The sequence below is a fragment of the Porphyromonas sp. oral taxon 275 genome (assembly GCF_018127745.1).
Classification (GTDB): domain Bacteria; phylum Bacteroidota; class Bacteroidia; order Bacteroidales; family Porphyromonadaceae; genus Porphyromonas.
This window is the reverse complement of the sequence record NZ_CP072333.1, coordinates 968,270-993,310: the sequence shown is the minus strand read 5'-3', so window position 1 is coordinate 993,310 and position 25,041 is coordinate 968,270. Positions and strand designations below refer to the sequence as shown.

Genomic DNA, 25,041 nt, shown 5'->3' with positions numbered 1-25,041 from the left:
ATGCTTGTATGAGCTTAGCTGGGCGGCTAGGCTTCCTCGGCCTCTTCGTCGAGGAGCTGCTGGCTGTAGCCTACCAGGTGACGGAGGTTGTTGAGCAGCTCGTTGGTCTCTATGAGGAGGTTCAGGTAGACGAGAGAGGCGCGCAGATCCTCGCGGGCGATCTTGTGGGTGCGCTTCATCTGCGTCTTGCGCATGTCCTTAACGATGTTGCGCAGCTCCTTCCCCATGTTCTTCGCCTTCTTGGCATCCTCCATACGCTCGCTGGCGATGAGCTGATGCACCTGGGCAATGTAGTCGACGACACGGTCGCGGATGGGCTCGAACTCCTCACGGTAGGGTGCGGGAATGGGGTTGAAGTTGTTGTCCACGTGGTCGAAGCCCACCTCAGCAGCACGCTCGAGGGCGTAGATCATCTGTAGGCAGGTATTGGCCCCGAGGTGGAACCACATGTTGCGCTCCAGTACATCCTCGTCGGTGGCCATACGGCGCAGCCCGATAGTCTCCTTGCGACGCATGGTCTTGAAGGCGCGCTTGTGGTTCTCCAGGTGGTGGCGCAGCTTGCGCAGTGTCTTGAAGTCCTCGTGGAAGATACCATTCGTGAGGGCTAGGTAGTCGGTACTGACCCGGTCGAGGAGCGTCGTCTGATTGAGGCGCACATGCTCAGAGAGGAGCGTCCACATACGCTCGGGCGTCTCGGCGTTGAGGATGGCGACGAAGAGCTCATCGTTGGCATCGTCCTTCTTGCGCTTGAGCAGATGTGAGTTGAAGAGGAGGAAGAGTGCCACCCCGATCAGTACTACCATAGCGGGGAAGCCTCCGTAGCGCATGATCGTGGCGATGACCATGGCGATGATGAAGGCGGCGCCTGCGGTGACGAACCAGCCCCCGATGACGCTCATCACCCCCGTCAGGCGCCCCACGGCACTCTCACGTCCCCAGGCGCGGTCGGCGAGCGATGAGCCCATGGCGACCATGAAGGTGACGTAGGTCGTCGACAGAGGGAGCTTGAAGGAGGTACCGACGGCGATCAAGAGCCCCGAGAGTACGAGGTTGACCGAGGCACGTACGAGGTCGAAGGCCGCCCCCTGCTCGAGGGTTAGCTCCTGCTTGTTGAAGCGCGAGTCGATCCACAGGCGTACGCGGCTGGATACGGCATGCTCGAGGAAGTTGCCGATACCGCTGCTGGTACGTACGAGGCCACGGGCGATACGTGAGGAGCCGAAGGTCTCCTCACCGTCGTCCTGGCGGGAGAGGTTGACCGAGGTCTTGATGACATTCTGCGCACTCTTGGAGAAGAAGAGGGCCAGCGTCATGATGATACCCGATCCGAGGAGGAAGATGTAGGGGGTCTTGGCAGGGAGATTATTGGCCGCCATGAGGTAGCTGTCGTAGGCTCCATTGCCATTGGCCACGTAGTCCTGATAGGCCGAGAGCCCCGAGAGGGGTACCCCGATGAAGTTCACCAGGTCATTCCCCGCGAAGGCAAGGGAGAGGGCCAGCGTGCCCGCCAGGACAATGATCTTGAGGATATTGATGCCGCACCAGTGCAGGATCTGCATCAGGACGATACTCGCCGCGAGGCAGTAGCAGACGAGCTCTCCCGTGTGGGTGTTGACCCAGTCCTTGTAGGCGAAGGTCGACTCCTGCAGCCCCTTGATGAGCATGAAGTAGACGATGGAGGTCAGGGCTATGCCACCGAAGATCCCTGCTAGGTAGGGGAGCGTCTTCTTATAGTTGAAGGAGAAGAGTACGCGCGTGATCCACTGCACGACCGAGCCGAAGAAGAAGGCCACGGCCACGGAGAGGAAGATGGCGATGATGACCTGCAGCGCCTTCGAGGTGTTCAGCATCTCGAGCATGGGCAGCGAGGGGTCGTCAATGCTCTTGAGCATAGCCATGCAGAAGGCCGCCCCAAGGAGCTCGAAGACCATGGATACTGTCGTCGAGGTCGGGAGCCCTAGGGTATTGAAGATATTGATAAGGATGATGTCCGTGACGACAGCCGTGAGGCAGATCGTCATCACCTCCTGGAAGGTGAAGTAGGCGGGGTTGTAGATCCCGTTGCGCGCTACGTCCATCATCCCGTTACTGAGCGATGCCCCGAGGAAGATCCCTACGGCTGCTACCCCAAGGACGACCTTGAAGGGAGCTGCCTTAGCCCCAATAGCAGAGTTCAGGAAGTTCACAGCGTCATTGCTCACTCCCGCCACTAGGTCGAAGCAGGCCAGGATCAAGAGGAAGCCCAGGATGCAGATGAAGATAATTTCCATTACACGAGATAGAGAATATGCTAGAGAGTAGTGGTGAATGTCTGTATCATGTCAGGGGGAAGAGGTCCTCTACGGGGCTTGCAGCTGTCGTAGGCTCATCCACCGAAGGTGTAGGTGCAGCGGAGCCGATGAGCTCGAGGAAGTCCTTTTCGCTGAGGATGGTGATGCCGAGCTGCTCGGCCTTGGCGAGCTTCGCAGGGCCCATATTAGCCCCCGCTAGGACATAGTCCGTCTTGCTCGAGATCGAGGAGCTGTTCTTGCCGCCGAGGGACTCGATCATCTGCTTGTACTCCTCGCGGCTGTGCTGGGTGAAGACTCCGCTGATGACGAAGCTCTTGCCCTCGATCTCCGCGTGTGCCTTCACCTCTAGGGGCTCCTCCTCTGGGAGGCGCTGCAGAGCTAGGCCGAGTGCGTGGAGCTCAGCGATGAAGCGGCAGTTATCCTCCGAGGCGAAGAAGTCCACGACGCTCTGGGCGATGACCTTACCGATATCGGGCAGCTGGGTCAGCTCCTCGACGCTGGCCTTGGAGAGGGCGTCGACACTCGGGTAGTAGCGCACGAGGGTCTTGGCCACCGTCTCACCGACGAAGCGGATACCGAGGCCGAAGAGGAGGGCACGTAGGGGGCGCTCCTTGGAGGCAGCGATGCTCTCCACGAGGCGCGAGGCGCTGCGCTGCTGGAATCCTGGTAGTCCCAGCAGATCCTCTACGCTGAGCCTATAGAGGTCGGCGATATTCTTGACGAGGCCGTGCTCGAAAAGCAGTGCGATCGTCTCCTCCCCGATACGGATGTCGGCAGCCTTGCGCCCAGCGTAGTGCTCGATACGTGCAGTCTGCTGGGGAGGGCAGCCCATCTGATTGGTGCAGTAATAGGCGGCCTCGCCCTCGCTGCGGTGTAGCGGGGCGCCGCAGGCAGGGCAATGGCTGGGGAAGAGGACGAGGGCGGCTCCGGGCTGACGCTCTTCGGAGGCGACGCCCACGATCTTGGGGATGATCTCACCGCCCTTCTCCACGAAGACTTGATCCCCGAGGTGGAGGTCAAAGGAAGCGATGAAGTCGGCATTGTGTAGCGAGGCGCGGCGCACTTGCGTCCCCGAGAGGCTGACGGCATCGAGGTTAGCCACGGGGGTGACTGCCCCAGTGCGCCCGACCTGGAAGTCTACGGAGCGGAGCGTCGTCTTGGCCTGCTCGGCGGCGAACTTATAGGCAATAGCCCAGCGTGGGCTCTTGGCCGTGTAGCCCAGTTCCTCCTGCTCGGCGATGGAGTCGACCTTGAGTACGACGCCATCGGTAGCTACGGGCGCCTGATGACGAGCCACCTCCCAGCGGTCGAGGAACTCTAGGATGGCCTCGAGGCTCGTGCACTGCTGGATGGCGTGGGAGACCTTGAGCCCCCAGCTGCGGCAGAGCTCCAGACGCTCGTAGTGGCTGTCGGGGAGCTCGGGGTGAGCGGGGACGTAGTAGAAGTAGGCATCGAGCCTGCGCTCTGCGACGACCTCAGGGTCGAGTTGCTTGAGCGTGCCGCTAGCTGCATTGCGGGGATTGGCGAAGAGCGGCAGACCCTCGGCAGCGCGTGCTGCATTGATGCGGTCGAACTCTGCGAAGGGCAGCAGGATCTCCCCGCGCATCTCGAGTTCGTCCGGCCAGCCTGTGCCCTGTAGGCGCAGGGGAATGGAGCGGATCGTGCGTACGTTCTTCGTCACGTCGTCGCCCATAGTCCCATCGCCGCGGGTGATGGCCTGCGTGAGGCGTCCCTGCTCGTAGATGAGGGAGATGGAGAGACCATCGTACTTCAGCTCTGCGTCGATCGTGAAGCGCTTACCACCGAGCTCCTTCTCCACGCGCTGGTAGAAGGCCTCGACCTCCTCATAGCTGTAGGTGTTGCCCAGGGAGAGCATGGGGTAGCGATGAGCCACCTGGACGAAGCCCTCCGTACTATCCGAGCCCACGCGCTGCGTAGGGGAGTCGGGGGTGACGAGCTCGGGGTGCTGCTGCTCTAGAGCCTCGAGCTCCTTGACCAGCTGATCGAAGTCGTAGTCCGATATGGTAGGGGAGGAGAGCACGTAGTAGGCATGCTCGTGCTGGGCGATGGCCCTACGCAGCTCCTCGATGTGCTCCTCTATTCGTTCCATTTCTGATAGTAGAATAAGTCTTGGTAGGTCCTCGTGTCCCAGTGCCAGCGCGGGAGGCAGGCTGTCTCGACGAAGCCTAGGTCCTTGACCAGCTGCCGCGAGTGAAGGTTGTCTCTGAGGATCTCGGCGTAGACCTGCTCACAGCGCAGCTGCTCGAAGGCGTAGGCGATGGCGCAGCTCAGTGCCTCTCGGGCGTAGCCTCGGCCTCTATGCTCGGGAGCTACGTAGAGCCCTAGAGCAAGGCGCCGATGGATGGCTGAGTAGTCATAGAGCATCAGGTGCCCCACAGCTGTAGCCGGGGGGGCGATGAGCTCGATGACCAGCCCCATACAGCCCGTCTCGAGGATGTGCTGCGTCGAGGAGGTGATGTAGCTCTGGATGAAGTCTGGGGAGAGGGGATTGATCGTCTTGCTGGAGCTCCAGGCCATAGGGTCGTTCTCCCAGCGCATGAGGTCGGGGAGGTCAGCCTGCCCAAGGGCACGTAGGCGTATGTGCTGGCCTTTCAGACGATCTTGGTGTAGCATCAGAACCTAATTGAATGGTCAAAGTCGGTGCGGCTCAGGATAGAGCGGCCCAAGGTGACCTCATCGGCGTACTCGATCTCGTCCCCGATGGCGATGCCTCGGGCGATTACGGAGACCTGTACCTCGTAGCCCTGCAGGCTGCGGTGGATGAAGAAGTTCGTCGTGTCCCCCTCCATCGTCGTCCCGAGGGCAAGGATGACCTCGCGAACTTCGCCCGAGGCTACGCGTGCGATCAGTTCGTCTATGCGCAGGTCCTCTGGGCCGATGCCGTCGATGGGGGAGATGACTCCGCCGAGGACGTGGTAGAGGCCGCGGTACTGCCCTGTGTTCTCGATGGCGAGGACATCGCCCACGTGCTGCACGACGCAGACAGTAGAGCGGTCGCGCGCCGGGCTAGCGCAGATGGGGCATAGCTCGGTGTCGCTGATGTTGTAGCACTCCCTGCAGTAGATGATGCCGTCACGCATCGCCACGAGCGAGTCGGCTAGGCTGTGCGCCATCCCCTCGGGCTGCCCCAGGAGATGCAGCGCTAGGCGTAGCGCGCTCTTGCGTCCTATCCCAGGGAGGGAGGAGAGCTGCTCGACAGCACGCTCGACGAGCTTGGAGGGATAGGCTGTCATGAGACTGAGGAGGCTGGGACTGTAGTGGGGGCGAAATAAAAAAGGCCTATAATCATCCTCCCACCGAGGGGGCGATGACTATAGACCTTCTGCGGAGCCTTATTCCTCTAGACCCTCGAACTCGTTGCCCTCAGAGTCGAGGAACTTGTAGTCGAGGAAGCCGAGGCTCTCGTTAGGGGTAATACGGATACCACGGGCGATCTGTACCTTCCATCGGCGAGCGATGGACATCAAGAGACCCTTGGTGAGGTATGCGGCCACGTAGGGATGTACGTGGACGTTGATGTGAGTGATACCCAGTCGGAGGACTAGGTCTCGGAGCTTTTCTTCTAGCTGATCGGTGAAGAGGATGGAGGACTTCATCTTGCCCGTGCCCAGACAGGTGGGGCAGGTCTCATCCGTATTGATCTGAGTGGCCTGACGGACACGCTGGCGGGTGATCTGCATGACGCCGAACTTGCTTAGCGGCAAGATGTTGTGGCGCGTGCGGTCCTTCTCCATGAGCTTGGTCATATGCTCAAAGAGCAGCTGCCTATTCTTCTGATCGTGCATGTCGATGAAGTCCACCACGATGATCCCGCCCATATCGCGCAGTCGTAGCTGGCGTGCGAGCTCCTCGGCAGCGATGAGGTTGACGTCGATGGCCGTCCCCTCCTGCTCGGTGCTCTTGCGGGAGCGATTGCCGCTATTGACGTCCACGACGAACATCGCCTCCGTCTGCTCGATGATGAGGTAGGCACCGCTCTTGCAGGTGACTGTGCGGCCAAAGGCAGACTTGATCTGCTTGGTCACACCCTTCTCATCGAAGAGGGGTAGCTTGCCCGTATAGTAGCGGACGATGTCCTCACGGCCTGGGGCGATCTGGGCGACGTACTCTCGGATCTCCTCGTAGTAGGCCTTGTCGTTGACAAAGATGCTCTGGAAGGAGGGATTGAAGGTGTCGCGGAGGATCCCCAGCGCACGGCTGGACTCTTCGTAGACGATCTTGGGTGTCTTGGTGATCTTGGGCAGCTTCTGTATGCTCTCCTCCCAGCGGCGGATCAGGCGACGTAGCTCTTGGTCGATCTCTGAGGCACGCTTGCCCTCGGCCGAGGTGCGGATGATGACGCTGAAGTTCTTAGGCTTCATGCTGAGCACGAGCTGCTTGAGGCGCGTGCGTTCCTCGGGGGACTCGATCTTGGAGCTGACGGATACCTTGTCTGAGAAGGGGACGAGGACGAGGTCTCGTCCTGCGATGGAGATCTCCGCCGAGAGGCGGGGCCCCTTAGTAGAGATGGGTTCCTTGACGACCTGCACGAGGACGTTCTGTCCCGCCTTGATGTAGTCTGCTATCTTGCCGTCTTTGGGGAGGTCGGGGAAGCTGGGGATCTTGTGTAGGGCAGGCACGCTCTTCGTCTTCTCGATCTGCTCGAGGAAGCGCTGCTGCGCCTGATAGATCATGCCGAGATCTAGGTAGTGAAGAAAAGCATCCTTCTTGTATCCCACATCGACGAAGGCCGCATTGAGTCCAGGCATCACCTTCTTGACCCGTCCGAGGTAGATATCCCCGACGGCAAAGGCTAGGTCTCTACGCTCTCTCTGCAGCTCCACGAGTTTCTGATCCTCGAGTAGAGCCATAGAGATCTCACGAGCGGAGACGTCTACGATTAGTTCACTGGTCACTGGCTGCGTCTGTTATAAATGGTGAGTAAGAGGGAGTGCTAAGAAGCGCACGAGGGGACGGAGCGAGCTCGCAAGCTGATCCAGTCCCCTCGTACAAGACATTATTTCTTCTTCTTATGTCTGTTCTTCTTCAGTCTCTTCTTACGCTTGTGCGTAGCCATCTTATGGCGCTTTCTTTTCTTTCCGCTTGGCATAGCTGTTCTTATTATATGATTATGTGATGATCTGAGCTTGGTCTAGTGGGCTACTTCACCTTGGAGGCAAAGAGCTTAGAGGGCTTGAAGGCAGGGATACGGCGCTTGGGGATGATGATCGTAGTCTTCTGTGAGATGTTACGAGCCGTCTTCTCTGCACGCTCCTTGATGATGAAGCTACCGAAGCCACGGAGGTAGACATTCTCGCCACGCACTAGGGACTCCTTCACTGAGTCCATGAAGGCCTCTACAACAGCCAGCGTGGTCTCCTTATCTATACCTGTAGTCTTAGCGATGTCGCTCACCACTTCTGCTTTCGTCATAGTCGATGGGTTGTTATATGATATGAATTCTTCCTTTTTTTGCCGTGCAAATATACAGCAATTCTTTGGATAGGCAATAGATAGCGGTCGGGGAGTGCTCTTAGGGGCACTCCCCGTCTCGTAGTGCTATATGCCTAGGTAGCTCCTAGCTGAGCTCCGTAGGTAGCTCTTGCGTGCACCGAGGGAGGCGAAGTAGCACTCCAGCAATCGCTGTGCGCCGATGAAGGAAGAGAGCTCGTCGCCCAGCACCTGCTGCTCGACCTGGGGGCGCAGGGCCTTCACCTCCTCATTGAGGTAGAAGGAGCTGCGCAGCGCTTCGTTGATACTCTCGTACATCCACCACTTGGCCTGACGCTGACGCTTCTCGTGGTAGTAGCCCGAGTCCATGGCGAAGTGGCGGTACTCATCGATCATGTCCCAGATCTCCTTGATGCCGAGGGCGTAGAAGCCCGAGTAAGTTAGCACGCGCGGACGCCAGCCCGACTCCGTGGGGGGAAAGAGGTGCAGGGCGTTGCGGAAGTGGGTGGCCGCGAGGTTGGCCTTGTCGATGTTGTCGCCATCGGCCTTGTTGATGACGATGGCATCGGCCATCTCCATGATGCCGCGCTTGATCCCCTGGAGCTCATCCCCCGTCCCAGCGAGCTGGATGAGGAGGAAGAAGTCTACCATCGAGTGTACGGCCGTCTCGCTCTGACCGACCCCGACGGTCTCTACAAAGATCGTGTCGAAGCCCGCAGCCTCGCACAGGATGATCGTCTCGCGGGTCTTGCGCGCTACGCCGCCCAGTGATCCAGCCGTGGGGCTCGGGCGGATGAAGGCATTCTTCTCGCGGGAGAGCTGCTCCATGCGCGTCTTGTCCCCGAGGATACTCCCGCCCGAGCGCTCACTGCTGGGGTCGATGGCGAGGACCGCCAGGCGGCGTCCCTGCTTGACGAGATGCATCCCGAAGCTGTCGATCGAGGTACTCTTACCCGCCCCAGGAACCCCTGTGATGCCTATACGCATGGACTTGCCCGAGTAGGGGAGGCAGCGCTCGATGATCTGCTGTGCTATGGCCTGATGTTCGGGGCGATTGCTCTCGACGAGGGTCACGGCCTGGCTGAGGCAGGTGATATCCGACTGCAGGATACCCTCGACATACTCATCTACGGTATAGTTGCGTCGTGCTACGCGGCGTAGGTTGGGGTTGATCATGGGCTTGGCACTCACCCCCTCGTTGACCTTGAGCCCGAGGTAGGCGGGGTCGTTCTCAGGATGGTGCAGCCGTTCTTCGTTGATATCCATAGGGCGCTCTATAGCTTTTGTGATGTGTGACTGATGTATAGGCGAACTGCATCCAGTTCCCTCTCCATCAAAGATAAGGAAAAGCCTTGAGTCCTTGTGCGGCTACCTTCGTAGCTCGCTGCGTCATGTGTGCTCGCTACCTTTATATGGGTGGCTCGCTACCTTATTATGTAGGTAGGACTTAGGGCTTAGCGTCCGAGTTGGGGTGCTCCGAGTTGTGTCCTGAGATAAACCAAGCTAAGGCGGGCGGCTCTGAGGGATATCAGTCAGCCTCTTGATGGACGCCAGTCAGTTCGCTGAGGAGCGTCAGTCAGCGCCTTGAGGGATATCCCTCAGCCTAGCTCCCCCTTGGAAGGAATTCTGGGCTAAGCGCCCTCGCGGAGTTTTTGTGTGCAGCGTGGGCTGAGCGCTTCGCCTAAGGCTTGCAGGCACAGCAAGGAGGCTGGGGCTTTGCTTTTACCCTTGATCCCTTGGCTCTCATCTTTTGTAGCTAGCTCGTTCGCTTGCTGTTACGTGGAGTGCACGACGAGCGGGAGGGCTAGGCTTGGCCCCCGCTGTCAGGGGCGTTCTGAGCCTTCACAGAGCACCTTTGTGAGCCTAATTAGTCTGATCTATGAGGTGGAGTAGGGCGAATAGCGTTAATTTGACTACCTTTGTCCCCGACTTTTCAAGGACTATATCATTCAAGTAAGTATAAAATGCTACAGCCAATTAGCAAGACAATCATCCTTCCCGATGGCAGAGAGATCGTCATCGAGACAGGCAAGCTAGCCAAGCAGGCTGACGGTGCTGTTACCCTACGCATGGGGAACACCGTCCTGCTAGCTACCGTATGCGCCGCCAAGGACGCCAACCCCGGGGTAGACTTCATGCCCCTGCAGGTGGAGTACAAGGAGAAGTACGCCGCCTTTGGTCGCTTCCCTGGAGGCTTCACGCGCCGTGAAGGCAAGGCTTCGGACTATGAGATCCTGACCTGCCGCCTCGTCGACCGTGCACTACGTCCCCTCTTCCCAGATGACTACCATGCAGAGGTCTTCGTCAACGTCATCCTCTTCTCTACCGACGGGGTAGATATGCCGGATGCACTGGCTGGGCTCGCTGCCTCTGCTGCATTGGCTGTATCCGACATTCCCTTCAATGGCCCCATCAGTGAGGTGCGCGTAGCGCGCGTTGATGGCGAGCTCATCATCAACCCCACCTTCGAGCAGCTAGAGCGTGCCGACATCGAGCTGATGGTCGGTGCTACGCTGGACAACATCATGATGGTCGAGGGGGAGATGCAGGAGGTCCAGGAGGCCGAGATGCTCGAGGCTATCAAGGCTGCCCACGAAGCCATCAAGGTACAGTGCCAGGCTCAGCTCGAGCTCAGCGAAGCAGTAGGCAAGCTCGTCAAGCGCACCTATTGCCACGAGGAGAACGACGAGGAGCTGCGCAAGGACGTCCATGACTCCTGCTACAGCAAGGCCTATGCTGTCGCCATCTCGGGCACGGACAAGCACGCTCGTGCTGAGGCCTTCGAAGCAATCGTCGAGGAGTACAAGGCTAAGTTTACCGAAGAGGAACTCGAGACCAAGGCTCCGCTGATCGCTCGCTACTACCACGACGTAGAGAAGGAAGCTATGCGTCGCGCTATCCTCGATGAGGGCAAGCGTCTCGATGGTCGTAAGACGACGGAGATCCGCCCCATCTGGATCGAGACTGACTACCTCCCAGGTCCCCACGGTTCGGCTGTCTTCACCCGCGGTGAGACGCAGTCACTGACGACTGTTACGCTCGGTACCAAGAGCGATGAGAAGCTCGTCGATGACGTGCTCAACTACGGCAAGGAGCGCTTCCTGCTGCACTATAACTTCCCTCCCTTCTCCACGGGTGACGCTCGCCCACAGCGTGGTGTAGGTCGTCGTGAGATCGGTCACGGGAACCTCGCACACCGCGCCCTCAAGCGCATGCTGCCCAAGGACTACCCCTACGTCGTACGCGTCGTATCGGATATCCTCGAGTCCAATGGCTCCTCCTCCATGGCTACGGTCTGCGCCGGTACGCTTGCCCTGCGTGATGCTGGGGTGCCTCTGGCTAAGCCCGTATCGGGTATCGCGATGGGGCTGATCTCCGAGAATAAGGGTACGAACTATGCCATCCTCTCCGACATCCTCGGCGATGAGGACCACCTCGGGGATATGGACTTCAAGGTAACGGGTACGGCTGACGGGATCACCGCCACGCAGATGGACATCAAGGTCGATGGCCTCAGCTACGAGATCCTCGAGCGTGCACTGGCTCAGGCTCGAGAGGGTCGCCTGCACATCCTCGGTAAGATCATGGAGGCTCAGCCTGAGACCCGCGATGACCTCAAGCCCCACGCTCCACGCATCGTCACGCTGCGCATCGGTAAGGAATTCATCGGTGCTGTCATCGGCCCTGGTGGTAAGGTCATCCAGGGTATGCAGGAGAAGAGCGGTGCCTCCATCAGCATCGACGAGGTCGATGGTGTGGGCGTCGTAGAGATCAGCGCCTCTAACAAGGAAGCTATCGACACGGCCGTAGCTCTGATCAAGGGCATCGTCGCTATGCCTGAGGTAGGCGAGGTGTATCAGGGTAAGATCAGCTCCGTGATGCCCTATGGCTGCTTCGTCGAGTTCCTCCCCGGTAAGGATGGTCTCCTCCACATCTCCGAGATCGACTGGAAGCGCTATGAGACCATCGAGGAGACGGGCCTTGAGGCTGGTCAGCCCATCGAGATCAAGCTGATCGACGTGGACCAGAAGACGGGCAAGTTCAAGCTCAGTCGCCGCGCCCTCCTCGAGAAACCCGAGGGCTACAAGGAGCCCGAGCGTCGTCCTCGTCCCGAGCGTCGTCCTCGCTAGTCGCCCGCGACACGATTGGATTATCCTAGGCCAGGCGCCTGGGGCTGCAAGCAGTCAGCCCCAGGCGCCTCCCTTATATCGACCCTCTAGTGCCCTTAGAACTAAAGGGATAGCCTAGGGGGCCCCCTGGGGCAGCGGGAGGATTTCGTTATTTGGCAAATTATTGCGTACTTTGCAGGTATAGAATAAGTAATCAACATAATACACAGAGACGTTTATGAAGCAGTATCTCGGCATCATCGTTATGCTCATCGGAGCCTTGCTCCAGATCTTCACTTACTTCACTGATCAGGTAGAGAACGCTAATACCTACCTTGGCATCGGGCTCGTGCTCGTAGTCCTTGGCTACCTCGGTCACATCGTGATGTCGAAGAAGGCTTAGGCGCTTGTAGTAAGATCTGTAGAAAGGTATAGGGAGAGGCTACCCAGCTCAGCTGGGTGGCCTCTCTGCGTTTGAGGGAGGTCTTGCCTTCCCGCTGGGGTCACCTTAGTATGCTCTGAGGCGGCCTTGCCCCTAGGGGAGGAGCAGCCTTCTGTAGCGGGGGAGAGGGAGGCTTGGAGGCAGCTGTCACGATAAAGAGCGGCAAGTACTGGTTATTCGGGGGGAAAGGCGTATTTTTGTCTTGTCGGCTTTTCAGTCTGCTCCCTCAAGGGTCAGGGATGAGCCGTAGTACTAGATGCTAATGCTTTAAGACCGAGTGGATCATTTATACCGCACGCATGAGTACCTGCTGAGGCATACCCGTCGGGGGCTGCAGCGCTCGCTCATGGAGGAGATTGACTGGAGCCAGCGTATCATCGGGATACGTGGGTCACGTGGAGTAGGGAAGACCACCTTCCTGCTCGATTACGCCCGTCGGCACTATGCCCCGACCTCGCGGGAGTGTCTTTACATCAACCTCAACCAGTTCTGCTTTACGGTTGACTCCCTCGGGAGCTTCGTCGATAGCTTCGTGGAGCAAGGTGGGCGCACGTTGCTCCTAGACCAGGTGTTCAAGTATCCCAACTGGACGGAGGAGTTCAAGCAGTGCTACCATCGCCATCCCGAGCTACGGATCATCTTCACGGCCTCGGCGGTGATGAACCTCGAGGAGGACGACCCCGAGCTGGCACGCCTAGCAGCCATCTACCATCTAGCGGGCTTCTCGCTACGAGAATTCATCCAGCTGGACAGCGGTATCGCCCTGCCTGCGGTGAGCCTAGAGGACGTCATGACGCGTCCCCAGGAGCTGGTGGCAGAGCTTGCCCGCACGCTCAACCCCGACCTCTGGCTGGAGCGCTACCTCGAGTACGGCTACTATCCCTTCCACCTCGAGCCCCGTCTCTACTCGGAGAACCTGCTGAAGACGCTCAACATGACCCTTGAGGTGGATCTCCTCTTCATCAAGCAGCTGGAGCAGCGCCTCCTCTACAAGCTGCGCAAGCTCATCTACCTGCTGGCGCAGCAGCCCCCACACACAGCGCTCAATGTCTCCCAGCTCGCGGCCGCGATCGAGACCTCTCGCCTCACGGTGATGAACTACATCCGCTACCTCGCGGATGCCCGTGTGCTGCGTCCCGTCTTCAAGCAGGACGACAGCGAGCTGCGTCGTCCTTCGCAGGTCTACCTAGGCAATCCCAACCTCTACCAAGTGCTGCAGCCCGAGCACCCCGACCGTGGGGAGCACCTGCGTACTTTCGTCTTCAATCAGCTGAGCAAGGAGCATGACTTCCGCCTCTCGCCTCGCGGGGCCCGCTCCCTCTTTGAGATCGACGGCCACTGGCTCCTGCAGATCGAGGACAGCCTAGAGGGGCGCTACCGTAGCGACCGCCACTACGCCCTGCGCCAAGGGGACTTCACCCGTGATAAGAGCATCCCCGTGTGGCTCTTCGGCTTCCTCTACTGATCGATGCCTCATACCATCATAAGCCTATCCCTAATCAACTACCATCTATGCGTACACTACTTAGCATCGCACTAGCGCTCAGCAGCGCTACGCTCCTCTCGGCCGAGTCCGAGCTCTTCCCGAAGCCGCAGCAGATGACGACAGCCTCGTCTCAGGTGCGTGTCTCTACCCCCATCATGCGCCGCCTCAGCAGCACGCTCGATACGCTCACGATGCCCTACATCGGGCAGCAGCGGCGTATCTTCGCTCAGGCTCGCCTTCGTCTAGGGGTCAAGGGGGATGCGGCGGTAGCCTCTGTCGCGGCTAAGCTCCCCGCGCAGGCCGAGGGCTACTACCTGGAGGTCAAGCCTCAGGGCATCACGCTGGCAGGCGTGGACTCGGTCGGTCTCTACTATGGACTGCAGACGCTACGCCAGCTGCTACACCAGCCCCGCCTCAAGGCCACAACCATCACCGACTGGCCAGACGTGGCCCTGCGTGGCGTCGTTGAGGGCTTCTACGGCAATCCCTACAGCCACCGCAATCGCCTCGAGCAGTTCCGCTTCTACGGCGACACCAAGCTCAATACCTATATCTATGGGCCTAAGGACGACCGCTACCACAGAGAGAAGTGGCGTGAGCTGTACCCCGAGGGAGAGCGTCAGCGCATCGCGGAGCTCGTCCAGGCAGCCCACGCCCGCGGCGTGCAGTTCGTCTGGGCGATCCATCCGGGGCTAGACATCAAGTGGACGGAGGAGGACAGACAGGCCGTCGTGCGCAAGCTGGAGGACATATATCGCCTCGGGGTGCGCTCCTTCGCGGTCTTCTTCGACGACATCAGTGCCGATGATGAGAGCGCACGCCACCAGGCTGAGCTCCTCAACTACCTGTGGCGCTACTTCCCAAATGCAGGGATGCAGGTCAAGTCGCTCATCCTCTGCCCCACGCAGTACAACCAAGCCTGGGCACGCGGTGGCTACCTCGACATCCTGGGGCAGACGATGGATCCCGAGATCCATATCATGTGGACGGGGAAGACCGTGGTGACGATGATCGACCGTAAGACGATGGAGTACGTCAATAGCCGCATACGCCGCAAGGGCTACGTATGGCTGAACTATCCCGTCTCTGACTTCGCCGTCGACCACCTGCTACTCGGGCCGATGAAGGGCAACGAGCAGGACCTGGCTCCACTCTTCAGCGGCTTTGTCTCCAACCCCATGGAGTACGCCGAGGCCTCTAAGGTGGGTGTCTTCGCCGTAGCGGATTACCTGTGGAATATGCAGGACTACGATGCCGATCGCTCTTGGCGTGAGGCTACGCGCTACCTCTATCCCAAGAATACGGAGGCCTTCCGCCGCTTCGCGCTGGATAATGTCGACCCAGGGACGAATGGTCACCGCTTCCGCATCGAGGGGGAGTCCCTAGACCTACGCCCCATCGTAGAGCAGTACAAGGCTGCCTATAGTGCGGGCTCGGTGACGGACGAGCTGCGTCAGGCCCTGGGGCAGCACTTCGATCGTATGGAGCAGGATGCAGCGACGCTACTGGCAGACAAGCACAATGCGGACATGCAGGAGGAGCTCAAGCCTTGGCTCGAGGTCTACCAGTACATGGCACGTCAGGGCAAGGTGCTGATCGACATGCAGCGCCTCCTCGCGGCTAAGGACAGCACGGGCTTCATCGAGCGCTTCAAGCAGCTGCAGGTGCTGGAGGCCCTGCAGGGTGCCATCCGCTCGCGTGACTTCAAGGGCTCGATCAACGCCCCCTTCCCCAAGCCAGCCGATGCGGTGCTCGCCCCCTTCCTTGCACAACTCAAGCGTGAGCTCTATGCCGACTACCGTAAGGGCTTCGGCTACCAGGCACAGCTGCTGCCTCAGCCTCCCCTTGAGGAGGGCAAGTACCTCATCCGTGTAGCAGGTGGCTATCTCTCCAACAGCATGGATCCCAAGCAGGGCCTTCAGATCGTCGCCGAGCTCGATAGCATCAATCCTCAGCGTCAGCTCTGGCTGCTCAGCTACGACAATGCGGCGGGGCGCTACACCATGCGCTCGGCTCAGGATCAGCGTATCGTGACTACGGACTTCAAGCTCCTGCAGCAGGCCGACCTGACGAAGGAGTGCTTCACCCTGCATAAGGACGCTCAGGGTCACTTCGCTCTGCAGAACTCCCTCGATAAGCTCGGCTACATGTGGGCCGTCACTAAGGAGGGCAAGCTACGCATCCACTACCGACGCGAGGCACGCCCCGAGGACTATATCTTCGAGTTCGTCCCGCAGCGCTAAGTTCCCAGGCTTAGCTTAGCAATAGACCGGAGCCCCAGCGCTCCCCTTCATCGTACGGTGGGGGAGTGCTGGGGCTCTGGTCTATTCTTTTCTAGGGTGCACGAGGCGCTGAGGCAGCGCTATCGCTTCACCCGCAGGGAAGGCTTAGGCGGGCTATGCTAGGTCTGTGCGCTTCCTTGGGCATCAGGCAGAGCAGGTCAAGGGGCTCAGTCTAGCCGACCTCGCCTCCCTACGGCTGTAGCGCTCAGCACGAAGCCTCTAGCATCCAGCCCGAGTGCCTTAGGATAGGCTGCTAAGGAGCGCAGCAAGGCGACTGCCTTAGCTTAGCTCTGTGAAGGCTATCCCTCAGGGGGCTGACTGATATCCCTGGGGCGCGCCACGGACGTCCCTCAGCGCTCTGATGGATATCCCTGAGGGAGCCTCAGCCCTATGCCTAGAGGATACGCGGCAGTTCGCTCAGGGCGGTGATGGTGTAGTTGAGCTTGGGGCGGGCAGGGGCAGTGAGCTGCTGCGGATTGTACCAGCAGCGGTCGATCCCCGAGCGGGCAGCGCCTATCATATCGGCCTCGATGCTATCCCCCACGAAGAGGAGTTCCCTGGGCTCAGTCTTGCTGCGGCGCATTGCCTCGTGGAAGAAGCGCTCCGAGGGCTTCTCCGCACCGATGTCGTCTGAGACAAAGAGGTCGGTGAAGTAGTTCGCTAGTCCTGCGATCTCGAGGCGTGAGCGCTGCATCTCTAGGACGCCATTGGAGGCCACGTAGAGCTGGTAGCGCTCGCTGAGCTTGGCGATCGTCTCGACGGCACCAGGCTCGGGCACGGCCTCCTCGTGTAGCTGGAGGTGGAAGGTATCACTAAGCGCATTCCCGTCGGCCTCTATCCCGATGGCGGAGAGGAGTCGGGGGAAGATCAGCGTGCGTATCTCATCGACCGACAGACGCTCCCGTCGCTGCTGCTCCCACAGCACTTCGCCCACCCAGTAGAAGACTTCGTAGTAGACGTCCTCGTAGGGCAGGTGATGGATCTGGAAGGCCTTCCTAAGGGCGGCCTCGGAGGAGGGGCGGAAGGACAGTAGCGTATTGTCTACGTCGAGGAGTAGCGCCTTGTAGCGCTTAGCGTGTTGCATTGAATCGTTCTTAGAGTTGCGTATCAGGACGCTCTACTTAGCGCCTTACTACTATATAATAGCTTGTGTGGCTTATTGTTCGCTATAGCTAGCGAAGCAGTCCCCCACGTCCAGCCTCTGAGACTAGACGTGGGGGACTTAGTTAGTCGAGCAAGGCAGGCCTTAGGCAGCCTTAGCCTAGCTAGATGAGTCCGCCTAGGCTGGGGTCGCGCTGGTACTCCAGAGCGAGGAGCGCGCAGACCTTGGAGTCAAAGGCCGCCTCGTGGTGATCCTCCTCACGGAGGTTGAGGTGGGCGATCCACTTCGCCAGGCGGATCTTGGTCGTCTTGTAGGTGCAGTAGACGAGGTCGAGGCTCGGTGGCGTCAGCTCGTAGTGGAGGCAGGCCTTGGTGAGGACGCCGAGGTCAAAAGGGGCGTTGTGCGCCACCAGCGGCAGGTGCGACTCGAAGTAGGGTGCGAGGATGTGCCAGAGGGCAGGCCACTCGAGGGCGTCCTTGGTATGCTCGGGGCGTATGCCGTGGATCCTCGTCAGCGCCTCATCGAAGCGGTTCTCTGGGGGCTGGATAAGCTGGGAGAAGCTGGATCGGATCTGCCCATGGACGACGTGGGTGATGCCTAGCGAGCAAGGCATCTGCTGGTAGGTCGCCGTCTCGAAGTCGAAGGCGACGAAGTCCTGCAGGCGCTCGCCAGGACGTAGCGCGCGGCAGGGGATGCGAGGGAGTGTGGACATGGTATATCGGGATGGGGCTCTAAGGTCAGTGGTTGAAGGTCAAGGCATGTGCCTCGGGGCGCTCCTGAGAGAGCTCGCCCCCGCGCCAGGCACAGCAGCCGTTGACGAAGGTGGCCGCGATGCTGTGCCCGAAGCTATGCCCCTCGAAGGGCGACCAGCCGCACTTGGAGAGGATGGAGGCTGGTGTGACCAGGGTGGGGCGCTGCGGATCCACCAGCACGAGGTCGGCGAAGTAGCCCTCTCGGACGAAGCCGCGGCGGTCGACGTCGAAGAGCCGCGCTGGGGCATGTGCCATGCGCTCGACGACGAGCTCACGGCTGAAGAGCCCTTCGGCCGCTAGATCGAGCATGGCGACGAGTGCGTGCTGCGTCAGCGGCCCCCCGCTGGCAGCCGTGAGGCAGTTGCCCTCCTTCTCGCTCAGGAGGTGGGGGGCATGGTCCGTAGCGACGACATCTATGAGCCCCGAGGCCACGGCGGCACGTAGGGCCTCGCGGTCCTCTAGGCGCTTGACGGCGGGGTTCCACTTGATGCGATTGCCTAGGTGCTCGTAGTCTCTATCGGAGAAGACGAGGTGGTGCACACAGGCCTCGGCGGTGATGCGCTTCTCGGAGAGCGGGAGGTCGTTTCTGAAGAGTGAGAGCTCGCGTGCTGTGGAGATATGCAGGATGTGTAGGCGGCTGCCGAGGCGTGTGGCTAGTGCTACCGCTTCGCTCGAGGAGCGGTAGCAGGCCTCCTCGCTACGGATCAGGGGGTGGTAGCGCACGTCGAGGCCTTCGGCCCCCACGGTATCGAGGTAGTGCTGGCGGTTGGCACGGATGATCTCCTCGCGCTCGCAGTGCGCCGCGATCACGAGGTCCGTCTCCCCGAAGATACGCTCCAGCGTCTTGGGATCGTCTACGAGCATGTTGCCCGTCGAGGAGCCGAGGAAGAGCTTGACCCCTGGCGTGTGGCGGCGGTCGATGCGTCGGAGCTCGTCGGCATTGTCGTTGCTCCCGCCGAAGAAAAAGGAGTAGTTGGCCCAGGAGCTCTCGGCAGCGCGCTCCATCTTCCACTGCCAGGCCTCGAGGGTGGTGGTGGTGGGATTGGTATTGGGCATCTCCATGAAAGAGGTCGTGCCGCCTGCCAGCGCAGCGCGGCTCTCGCTCTCGATGGTCGCCTTGTGCGTCAGCCCCGGCTCGCGGAAGTGTACCTGATCGTCGATGCAGCCTGGTAGGAGCCATAGCCCCGTGCAGTCCATCACTTCGTCCACCTCACGCTCCAGCGCCTCGGGGTAGCTGTGCTCCCCCTCGTAGATGGCTGCGATGAGGCTGTCGCGGATGAGGAGGCTGGCGGTATAGCTGCACCCTTCGTTGATGATCAGGGCATTCTGTAGTAATGTAGTCATGAGCTTGGGGGCGTTGGGCTAGAGTAGGTATAGTACGATGAGGTTGTTGAGCGCGTGTAGGGCGATCCCTGGCCAGAGGCTGTGCGTCCTGCTGCATAGATAGCTGAAGCCATAGCCGAGGAGGGAGCGTGTGACAAAGCCGAGGATGCTCAGGTGCATGAGGGCGAAGAGTACCGACGTCAGTCCCCAGACCAGCCGTGGCCGCTTGGGAGCTAGGCGCTCTAGGGTACCCTGTACGGCTCCGCGGAAGAAGAGTTCCTCGGCGAAGGCGGGGAGGAGGGATATGTAGGGGATCAGCTTTAGCCTAGGCGTGCCAGAGTTGATCGCCTGGCATATAAGCTCCGTCGCTTCGTCCTTGAGCTCCCAGCCCAGCCAGGAGAAGAGGCGAAACTCCAGCTCATCGACGGCGAAGGCCAGCGCGAGGATAGCGGCCGAGGCGAGGAGGCAATGCCCGAGCTTCCTGCGGCTCAGTCGAGGGAGGCGTAGTAAAGCGAACGCCGCTCGCCCCTGCGGAAGCAGGAGCAGCGGCGTGATGAAGGAGAGGCCTGTGATGAGGAGCAAAGGCTCGAGTGAGGAGGGGCTGCTGAGCGCCCCTGGAGAGACGAGCATGTAGAGGGCTCCCAGCAGCAGCTGGACCAGCAGGAAGAGCGCGAAGAGCGTCAGCAGTGTATAGATGCCCGCCTTGAGCTGCGTGTTCGTCCCGGTCATCATACCCTAGCTAGAGATCAAGCAGGCCCTGGGGAACCTGTAGGTAGAGCTGGTGCTCGGCGAGCTTCACCTCACTGACGAGCTCCTCGGCGATGGGCAGTACGAGTTCGTCCCCGAGGGGCGTCTCGACCCGCATCAGTACGTTCAGCGTGCTGTCGTCGACGTCCGTGATGCGTCCTAGGTACTGCCCCGAGTCCGCTTCGTAGAGTTCGAAGCCGACGTAGTGCTCTAGGCCGAGGACGGCCTCCGCCTCGTCGTGGTCGAGGTAGGCACGCTCCAGCCACAGCTCACGCCCCACGAGCGCCTCGGCCGCCTCCTTGGTCATGACGTCCATGAAGGCGATGAGGTCGAGCTCATCGGTCTTGGCGCGCAGGCTGCGCACTCGGTAGGGGATGAGCAGCTCCTGCTCCTCGAGGAAGAGGAAGAGTCGCTCGTCCTCCTCCCAAAGGACGCTGAGGTCTACCGAGAGCTTGGCACTGAGCTCGCCACCGATGCCGTGTGTGCGGCCGAGACGGCCTATGGGCTCGAAGTCTGCCTTATCCAGCATAGGAGCGGGGCTATAGGCGAGAGATACGTGCGCCGAGGGCGTTGAGGCGGCCTGCGATATCCTGATAGCCTCGGTCGATCTGCTCGATGTTGTTGATGACACTTGTCCCCTCGGCGCTCATCGCAGCGATGAGGAGCGCGATCCCAGCACGGATGTCGGGCGAGGCCATCGTAGAGGCGCGCAGGCGGTGCGACTGCCCGAGGCCGATGACCACAGCGCGGTGGGGGTCGCAGAGCATGATCTGAGCGCCCATGTCGATGAGCTTGTCGACGAAGAAGAGACGGCTCTCGAACATCTTCTGATGGATCAGTACGCTTCCCTTAGCCTGCGTGGCGGTGACGAGGAAGACGCTGAGGAGGTCAGGCGTCAGCCCTGGCCAAGGAGCATCCGCCACGGTAAGGATCGAGCCGTCCATGAAGGTGTCGATCTCGTAGCCGTTGGGGTGGCGGGGGATGAAGAGGTCGTCGCCCTGCTCCTCGATGGTGATCCCGAGGCGGCGGAAGGCCTGCGGGATGATCCCGAGGTCGGGGATGCTGACGTCGGTGATACGTAGCTCGGAGTTCGTCATGGCGGCCATGCCGATGAAGCTACCGATCTCGATCATGTCGGGGAGCATGGTGTGCTCGGCGCCGTGCAGCTCCTTGACGCCCTCGATGGTGAGGCGGTTGGAGCCTATGCCCTCGATATGGGCACCCATGCGCACCAGCAGCTTGGAGAGCTGCTGCAGGTAGGGCTCACAGGCGGCATTGTAGATCGTCGTCGTGCCCTCGGCTAGTACGGCGGCCATCAGGATATTGGCTGTACCCGTCACGGAGGCCTCGTCGAGGAGCATGTACTTACCCTTGAGCTGGCTGGCCTCCAGCACGTAGCTCTGCTTGTCACTGTCGTAGCGGCAGCTAGCGCCCAGCTCCTGGAAGCCTATCAGGTGCGTGTCCAGACGACGGCGGCCGATCTTGTCGCCCCCGGGCTTGGGGAAGAGCGCATAGCCGAAGCGTCCTAGGAGGGCACCTGCCATCAGGATGGAGCCACGCAGGGCACGGCTACGATTGAGGAACTCCTCACTATGTAGGTAGTCGATGCTGATCTCGTCTGCCTGGAAGCTGTAGCTGCCCTCGTCGTTGAGCCGGCTGACCTTCACCCCGATCTGCCGTAGCAGGTCGATGAGGTTGTTCACATCCAGTATGTTCGGGATGTTGTGGATCGTGACGAGCTCGGGGGTGAGCAGGACAGAGGAGATGATCTGTAGGGCCTCGTTCTTGGCGCCCTGGGGGCGTATGCTCCCCTGTAGGGAGTAGCCGCCCTCGATGACGTATGATGCCATGCGCTAGTGTTGCTAGAGTATATGTGTACGTAGTTAGCGTTTCTTGCCCTTCTTACTATTGAGTGGCTTCTGGAGCTTGCCAGGGCGGTCAATAGTGTTGGGGTTGATGTTGAGCTTGCAGTTCTCGGGCGTCAGGAGGATCTGTCCGTCGGAGAGCTCGAAGAGGTCCTTGAAGATCTTCAAGTCCTCGACGTTGCCCTGGTTCCAAGTCATGTAGTCGCGCTTCATCTGCAGGGCGATGAAGTACTCGGCGGCTGCTCGCTCGGGGCCGAGCTCCATGGCGCAGACCTTCTGGATCATACCCTCGATGAAGCGGCCGTAGTAGCGGTACTTGATCTCGGCCCCTGGGTACTCGGGCTTGTCGGCCTTGAGGTCGATCTTCTCACGCGTGATCGTGCCCTCGGGATAGTCTACGTCGAGCTCGAAGTCAGCAATGATCGCCAGGTGGTCCCAGTAGATGGTCTCGCGGCCGAAGCCCTGTTCCTTCTCAGGGGCGAGGGCAGCCATAGCACGGACGATCTCGTGGGCGCAGCGATTGCGCTCGTCGCGATCCGTGAGCCCCTTGCAGTACTCGACCATGTTCTGAATATTGCGACCATACTCAGGCATGATGATCTCGGGGAGCTGGTTGTTGTATCCTATACTCATTGAGGTAAGTGGATTAGAGGCGTGCCTTGATGGCCTGGGTAGCCTCCTCATAGCCGGGCTTCTCGAGGAGGGCAAACATGTTCTTCTTGTACGCCTCTACGCCGGGCTGGTTGAAGGGGTTCACCTCGAGCATGTAGCCACTGATGCCGACAGCCTTCTCGAAGAAGTAGAAGAGCTGGCCGATGTAGTAGGCGTTGAGCTGAGGGAGAGTGATGCGGATGTTGGGCACGCCGCCGTCCATGTGTGCCATACGTACGCCGAGCTCGGCCATCTTATTGACCTCGTCGACGCGCTTGCCCGCTAGATAGTTGAGCCCATCGAGGTTCTCTGCATCTGGGGCAATGCGCAGCTCGCTGTCGGGCTGGGCGATGCTGATGATCGTCTCGAAGATGTTACGCTCGCCCTCCTGGATCCACTGGCCCATGGAGTGCAGGTCGGCGGAGAAGTCTACCGAGGCGTTGAAGATGCCCTTACCGTCCTTGCCCTCGCTCTCGCCGTAGAGCTGCTTCCACCACTCACCGATGTAGTGCAGCTTGGGGTGGTAGTTACCGAGGATCTCGATCTTTTTGCCTGCCTGGTAGAGGCTGTTGCGGGCAGCGGCATAGAGGGCGGAGAGGTTCTGCTCGAAGGCTACATCCTCCCCTACGAGGGCGGACATATCCCGAGCGCCACGTACGAGCTCGCGGATGTCGAAGCCTGCTACGGCGATGGGCAGCAGCCCTACGGGGGTCAGTACGGAGAAGCGGCCGCCGATGTCGTCGGGGATGACGAAGGTCTGGTAGCCCTCCTGGGTGGCGAGGCTGCGCAGGGCGCCCTTAGCCTTGTCCGTGACGGCGATGATACGCTCACGAGCGGCCTCCTTGCCGACCTGCTCCTCTAGGAGCGCCTTGAGGATGCGGAAGGCGATGGCGGGCTCCGTAGTGGTGCCGCTCTTGGAGATATTGATGATGCCGAAGCGCTTGCCGCGGAGGAAGCTGACGAGCTCGCTCAGGTAGTCCTCGCCGATATTGTGCCCAGCGAAGATCACCTGGGGGGCGTCTGTCTTGGGGGCGAAGCTGGGGCTCAGAGCCTCGATGACGGCACGGGCGCCTAGATAGCTACCCCCGATGCCGATGCTGATGACGTAGTCGCAGTGCTGCTGTAGCGTGCGAGCGGCTGCCTCGATAGCGTCGAAGTCCTGCTCGCTGATCTCACTGGGGAGCTTGATCCATCCGAGGAAGTCATTGCCGAGGCCTGTGCCCGCATGTAGGGCGGCCTGGTAGGCATTGCTCTTGTCTGCCCAGCTGTAGACGGTGTCCTGGGATACAAAGGGATAGATTCCCGTGAGGTCGAGTTGTAGCGTGTTCATTATCGCGATGTTGAATATGTCTAGTAGGCTGATATGCTGTACGGTGCTCGGGGGGACTAAGATGCGGCCCGGTGGGGCAGCGTCAGCGTCCAGCAGCCAGGGCAGGGCGTACTAAGGCAAAGATACGAAAAAGGACTATATCTGCCTCAAGGTCTGCACGTGATGCATCCTAGGGCGTAGCTCCCCGTCCCGCCAGCTGTGGGGGAGCGTGGGGCAGGGGCAAGAGGCAGCCTCGTCACTGATATCCCTCGGCGGGCTGACTGCTACCCCTCAGCACCGTGATGGACGTCCCTCAGCCTCCTGACTGATATCCCTCAGCATGCCCTAGGGTAGGGCGCTCGCCCCGCGCAGCCTATAGGCCTCAGCCTCCAACCCATAATGTGAGCGCCCCCAGAGAAGCCAGCTCGTGCGGCTTCCCTGGGGGTGCTTGTCTTCTGTCAGAGGGGAGGGAGGCTATTCCTCTTCTTCCTCTTCCTGCATGTTGGTGAAGACGTTCTGCACGTCCTCATCCTCCTCGAGCTTGTCGATGAGCTTGGCGAGGGTCTCGCGCTGCTCAGCTGTCACAGGCTTGGTGTCATTGGGCAGGCGGACGAACTCCGCCGAGGTGATCTCGTAGCCAGCACTCTCGAGATAGGCCTGGATCTGCGCGTTGTCGCTGAAGGCCCCGTAGAGGATGATCTCGTTCTCATCGTCCTCCAGCTCGTCGACGCCATAGTCGATCAGCTCCAGCTCCAGCTCCTCGATGTCCATGCCCTCCTTCTTGACGATGTGGAAGATGCACTTGTGCTCGAAGAGGAACTCAAGGCTACCCGTCGTGCCGAGGCTGCCACCGAACTTGTTGAAGTAGCTACGCACGTTGGCCACGGTACGCGTCGTGTTGTCCGTAGCGGTCTCGACGAAGATGGCGATACCGAAGGGGCCATAGCCCTCGTAGTTCATCTCCTTGTAGTCGGAGAAGTCCTTGGACGTCGCCTTCTTGATGGCGCGCTCTACGTTGTCCTTGGGCATGTTTTCCTTCTTGGCAGTCTGCATCAGGACGCGTAGACGGGGGTTGGTCTCGGGGTCAGGACCGCCAGCCTTAGCTGCGATGGTGATTTCCTTGCCGAGCTTGGTAAAGACGCGGGCCATATTACCCCAGCGCTTCATCTTACGAGCCTTACGATATTCAAATGCTCTTCCCATAATGTGTATGTCGTGAATATAGTGTTGT

The 25,041-nt window shown here is 60.2% G+C and carries 20 protein-coding genes; 4 read left to right on the top strand and 16 right to left on the bottom strand.

Going from position 1 to position 25,041, the window contains the following annotated elements; genetic code table 11:
• Positions 1-26: 26 nt before the first annotated feature.
• From J4862_RS03935 to meaB, 7 genes are all read right to left on the bottom strand, one after another.
• Positions 27-2,270 carry an inorganic phosphate transporter gene (locus J4862_RS03935; protein ID WP_211789430.1) on the bottom strand — a complete coding sequence of 748 codons (2,244 nt, stop codon included), beginning with the start codon at positions 2,268-2,270 and terminating at the stop codon, positions 27-29.
• 46 nt (positions 2,271-2,316) lie between these two features.
• Positions 2,317-4,401, bottom strand: a complete 2,085-nt coding sequence (gene ligA / locus J4862_RS03930; RefSeq protein WP_211789429.1) for an NAD-dependent DNA ligase LigA — start codon at positions 4,399-4,401, stop codon at positions 2,317-2,319.
• A complete protein-coding gene (locus J4862_RS03925; RefSeq protein WP_211789428.1) occupies positions 4,389-4,925 on the bottom strand; it encodes a GNAT family N-acetyltransferase in 537 nt (178 codons plus the stop codon). Before J4862_RS03925 ends, ligA begins: the two co-directional genes overlap by 13 nt.
• Positions 4,925-5,545: a recombination mediator RecR gene (gene recR / locus J4862_RS03920; protein WP_211789427.1), complete on the bottom strand. Its 621-nt coding sequence runs from the start codon at positions 5,543-5,545 to the stop codon at positions 4,925-4,927. The genes J4862_RS03925 and recR overlap by 1 nt, the downstream gene beginning before the upstream one ends.
• A gap of 99 nt (positions 5,546-5,644) precedes the next feature.
• On the bottom strand, positions 5,645-7,207 hold the full coding sequence (locus J4862_RS03915; RefSeq protein ID WP_211789426.1) for an Rne/Rng family ribonuclease: 1,563 nt from the start codon (positions 7,205-7,207) through the stop codon (positions 5,645-5,647).
• 244 nt (positions 7,208-7,451) lie between these two features.
• The gene (locus J4862_RS03910) at positions 7,452-7,724 is read right to left on the bottom strand and encodes an HU family DNA-binding protein (RefSeq protein ID WP_211789425.1); all 273 of its coding nucleotides are present in this window, start codon (positions 7,722-7,724) and stop codon (positions 7,452-7,454) included.
• Positions 7,725-7,850: 126 nt separating this feature from the next.
• A complete protein-coding gene (gene meaB, locus J4862_RS03905; RefSeq protein WP_249107452.1) occupies positions 7,851-9,008 on the bottom strand; it encodes a methylmalonyl Co-A mutase-associated GTPase MeaB in 1,158 nt (385 codons plus the stop codon).
• Between the two features lie 698 nt (positions 9,009-9,706).
• On the opposite strand from meaB, the gene J4862_RS03900 reads away from it, so the two are divergent.
• The 4 genes from J4862_RS03900 to J4862_RS03885 all read left to right on the top strand — a co-directional run bounded on the left by J4862_RS03900 (position 9,707) and on the right by J4862_RS03885 (position 16,022).
• On the top strand, positions 9,707-11,872 hold the full coding sequence (locus J4862_RS03900; protein WP_211789424.1) for a polyribonucleotide nucleotidyltransferase: 2,166 nt from the start codon (positions 9,707-9,709) through the stop codon (positions 11,870-11,872).
• A gap of 217 nt (positions 11,873-12,089) precedes the next feature.
• Positions 12,090-12,254, top strand: coding sequence for a hypothetical protein (locus J4862_RS03895; RefSeq protein WP_211789423.1), 165 nt, complete (start codon positions 12,090-12,092; stop codon positions 12,252-12,254).
• Positions 12,255-12,570: 316 nt separating this feature from the next.
• The gene (locus J4862_RS03890; RefSeq protein ID WP_249107451.1) at positions 12,571-13,758 is read left to right on the top strand and encodes an AAA family ATPase; all 1,188 of its coding nucleotides are present in this window, start codon (positions 12,571-12,573) and stop codon (positions 13,756-13,758) included.
• A 47-nt stretch (positions 13,759-13,805) separates the two neighbouring features.
• On the top strand, positions 13,806-16,022 hold the full coding sequence (locus J4862_RS03885; RefSeq protein ID WP_211789422.1) for a beta-N-acetylglucosaminidase domain-containing protein: 2,217 nt from the start codon (positions 13,806-13,808) through the stop codon (positions 16,020-16,022).
• 433 nt (positions 16,023-16,455) lie between these two features.
• On the opposite strand, the gene J4862_RS03880 is transcribed toward J4862_RS03885, so the two are convergent.
• From J4862_RS03880 to J4862_RS03840, 9 genes are all read right to left on the bottom strand, one after another.
• Entirely contained in the window at positions 16,456-17,145 is a 690-nt protein-coding gene (locus J4862_RS03880) for a YjjG family noncanonical pyrimidine nucleotidase (protein ID WP_211789421.1), read from the bottom strand.
• Positions 17,146-17,326: 181 nt separating this feature from the next.
• Complete coding sequence (locus J4862_RS03875) at positions 17,327-17,875, bottom strand: exonuclease domain-containing protein (protein WP_211789420.1); 549 nt, start codon at positions 17,873-17,875, stop codon at positions 17,327-17,329.
• A 25-nt stretch (positions 17,876-17,900) separates the two neighbouring features.
• Positions 17,901-19,259 (bottom strand): dihydroorotase, encoded by a 1,359-nt coding sequence (locus tag J4862_RS03870; protein ID WP_211789419.1) that lies wholly within the window; start codon positions 19,257-19,259, stop codon positions 17,901-17,903.
• Positions 19,260-19,277: 18 nt separating this feature from the next.
• Entirely contained in the window at positions 19,278-19,970 is a 693-nt protein-coding gene (locus J4862_RS03865) for a CPBP family intramembrane glutamic endopeptidase (RefSeq protein WP_211789418.1), read from the bottom strand.
• A gap of 7 nt (positions 19,971-19,977) precedes the next feature.
• Positions 19,978-20,514, bottom strand: a complete 537-nt coding sequence (locus J4862_RS03860; RefSeq protein ID WP_211789417.1) for a ribosome maturation factor RimM — start codon at positions 20,512-20,514, stop codon at positions 19,978-19,980.
• A 10-nt stretch (positions 20,515-20,524) separates the two neighbouring features.
• Positions 20,525-21,835, bottom strand: a complete 1,311-nt coding sequence (gene murA / locus J4862_RS03855; protein ID WP_211789416.1) for a UDP-N-acetylglucosamine 1-carboxyvinyltransferase — start codon at positions 21,833-21,835, stop codon at positions 20,525-20,527.
• Between the two features lie 33 nt (positions 21,836-21,868).
• Positions 21,869-22,483 (bottom strand): DUF4290 domain-containing protein, encoded by a 615-nt coding sequence (locus J4862_RS03850; RefSeq protein ID WP_249107450.1) that lies wholly within the window; start codon positions 22,481-22,483, stop codon positions 21,869-21,871.
• 13 nt (positions 22,484-22,496) lie between these two features.
• Positions 22,497-23,831, bottom strand: a complete 1,335-nt coding sequence (locus J4862_RS03845; RefSeq protein ID WP_211789415.1) for a glucose-6-phosphate isomerase — start codon at positions 23,829-23,831, stop codon at positions 22,497-22,499.
• A 453-nt stretch (positions 23,832-24,284) separates the two neighbouring features.
• Entirely contained in the window at positions 24,285-25,013 is a 729-nt protein-coding gene (locus J4862_RS03840) for a YebC/PmpR family DNA-binding transcriptional regulator (RefSeq protein WP_211789414.1), read from the bottom strand.
• Positions 25,014-25,041: the final 28 nt, after the last annotated feature.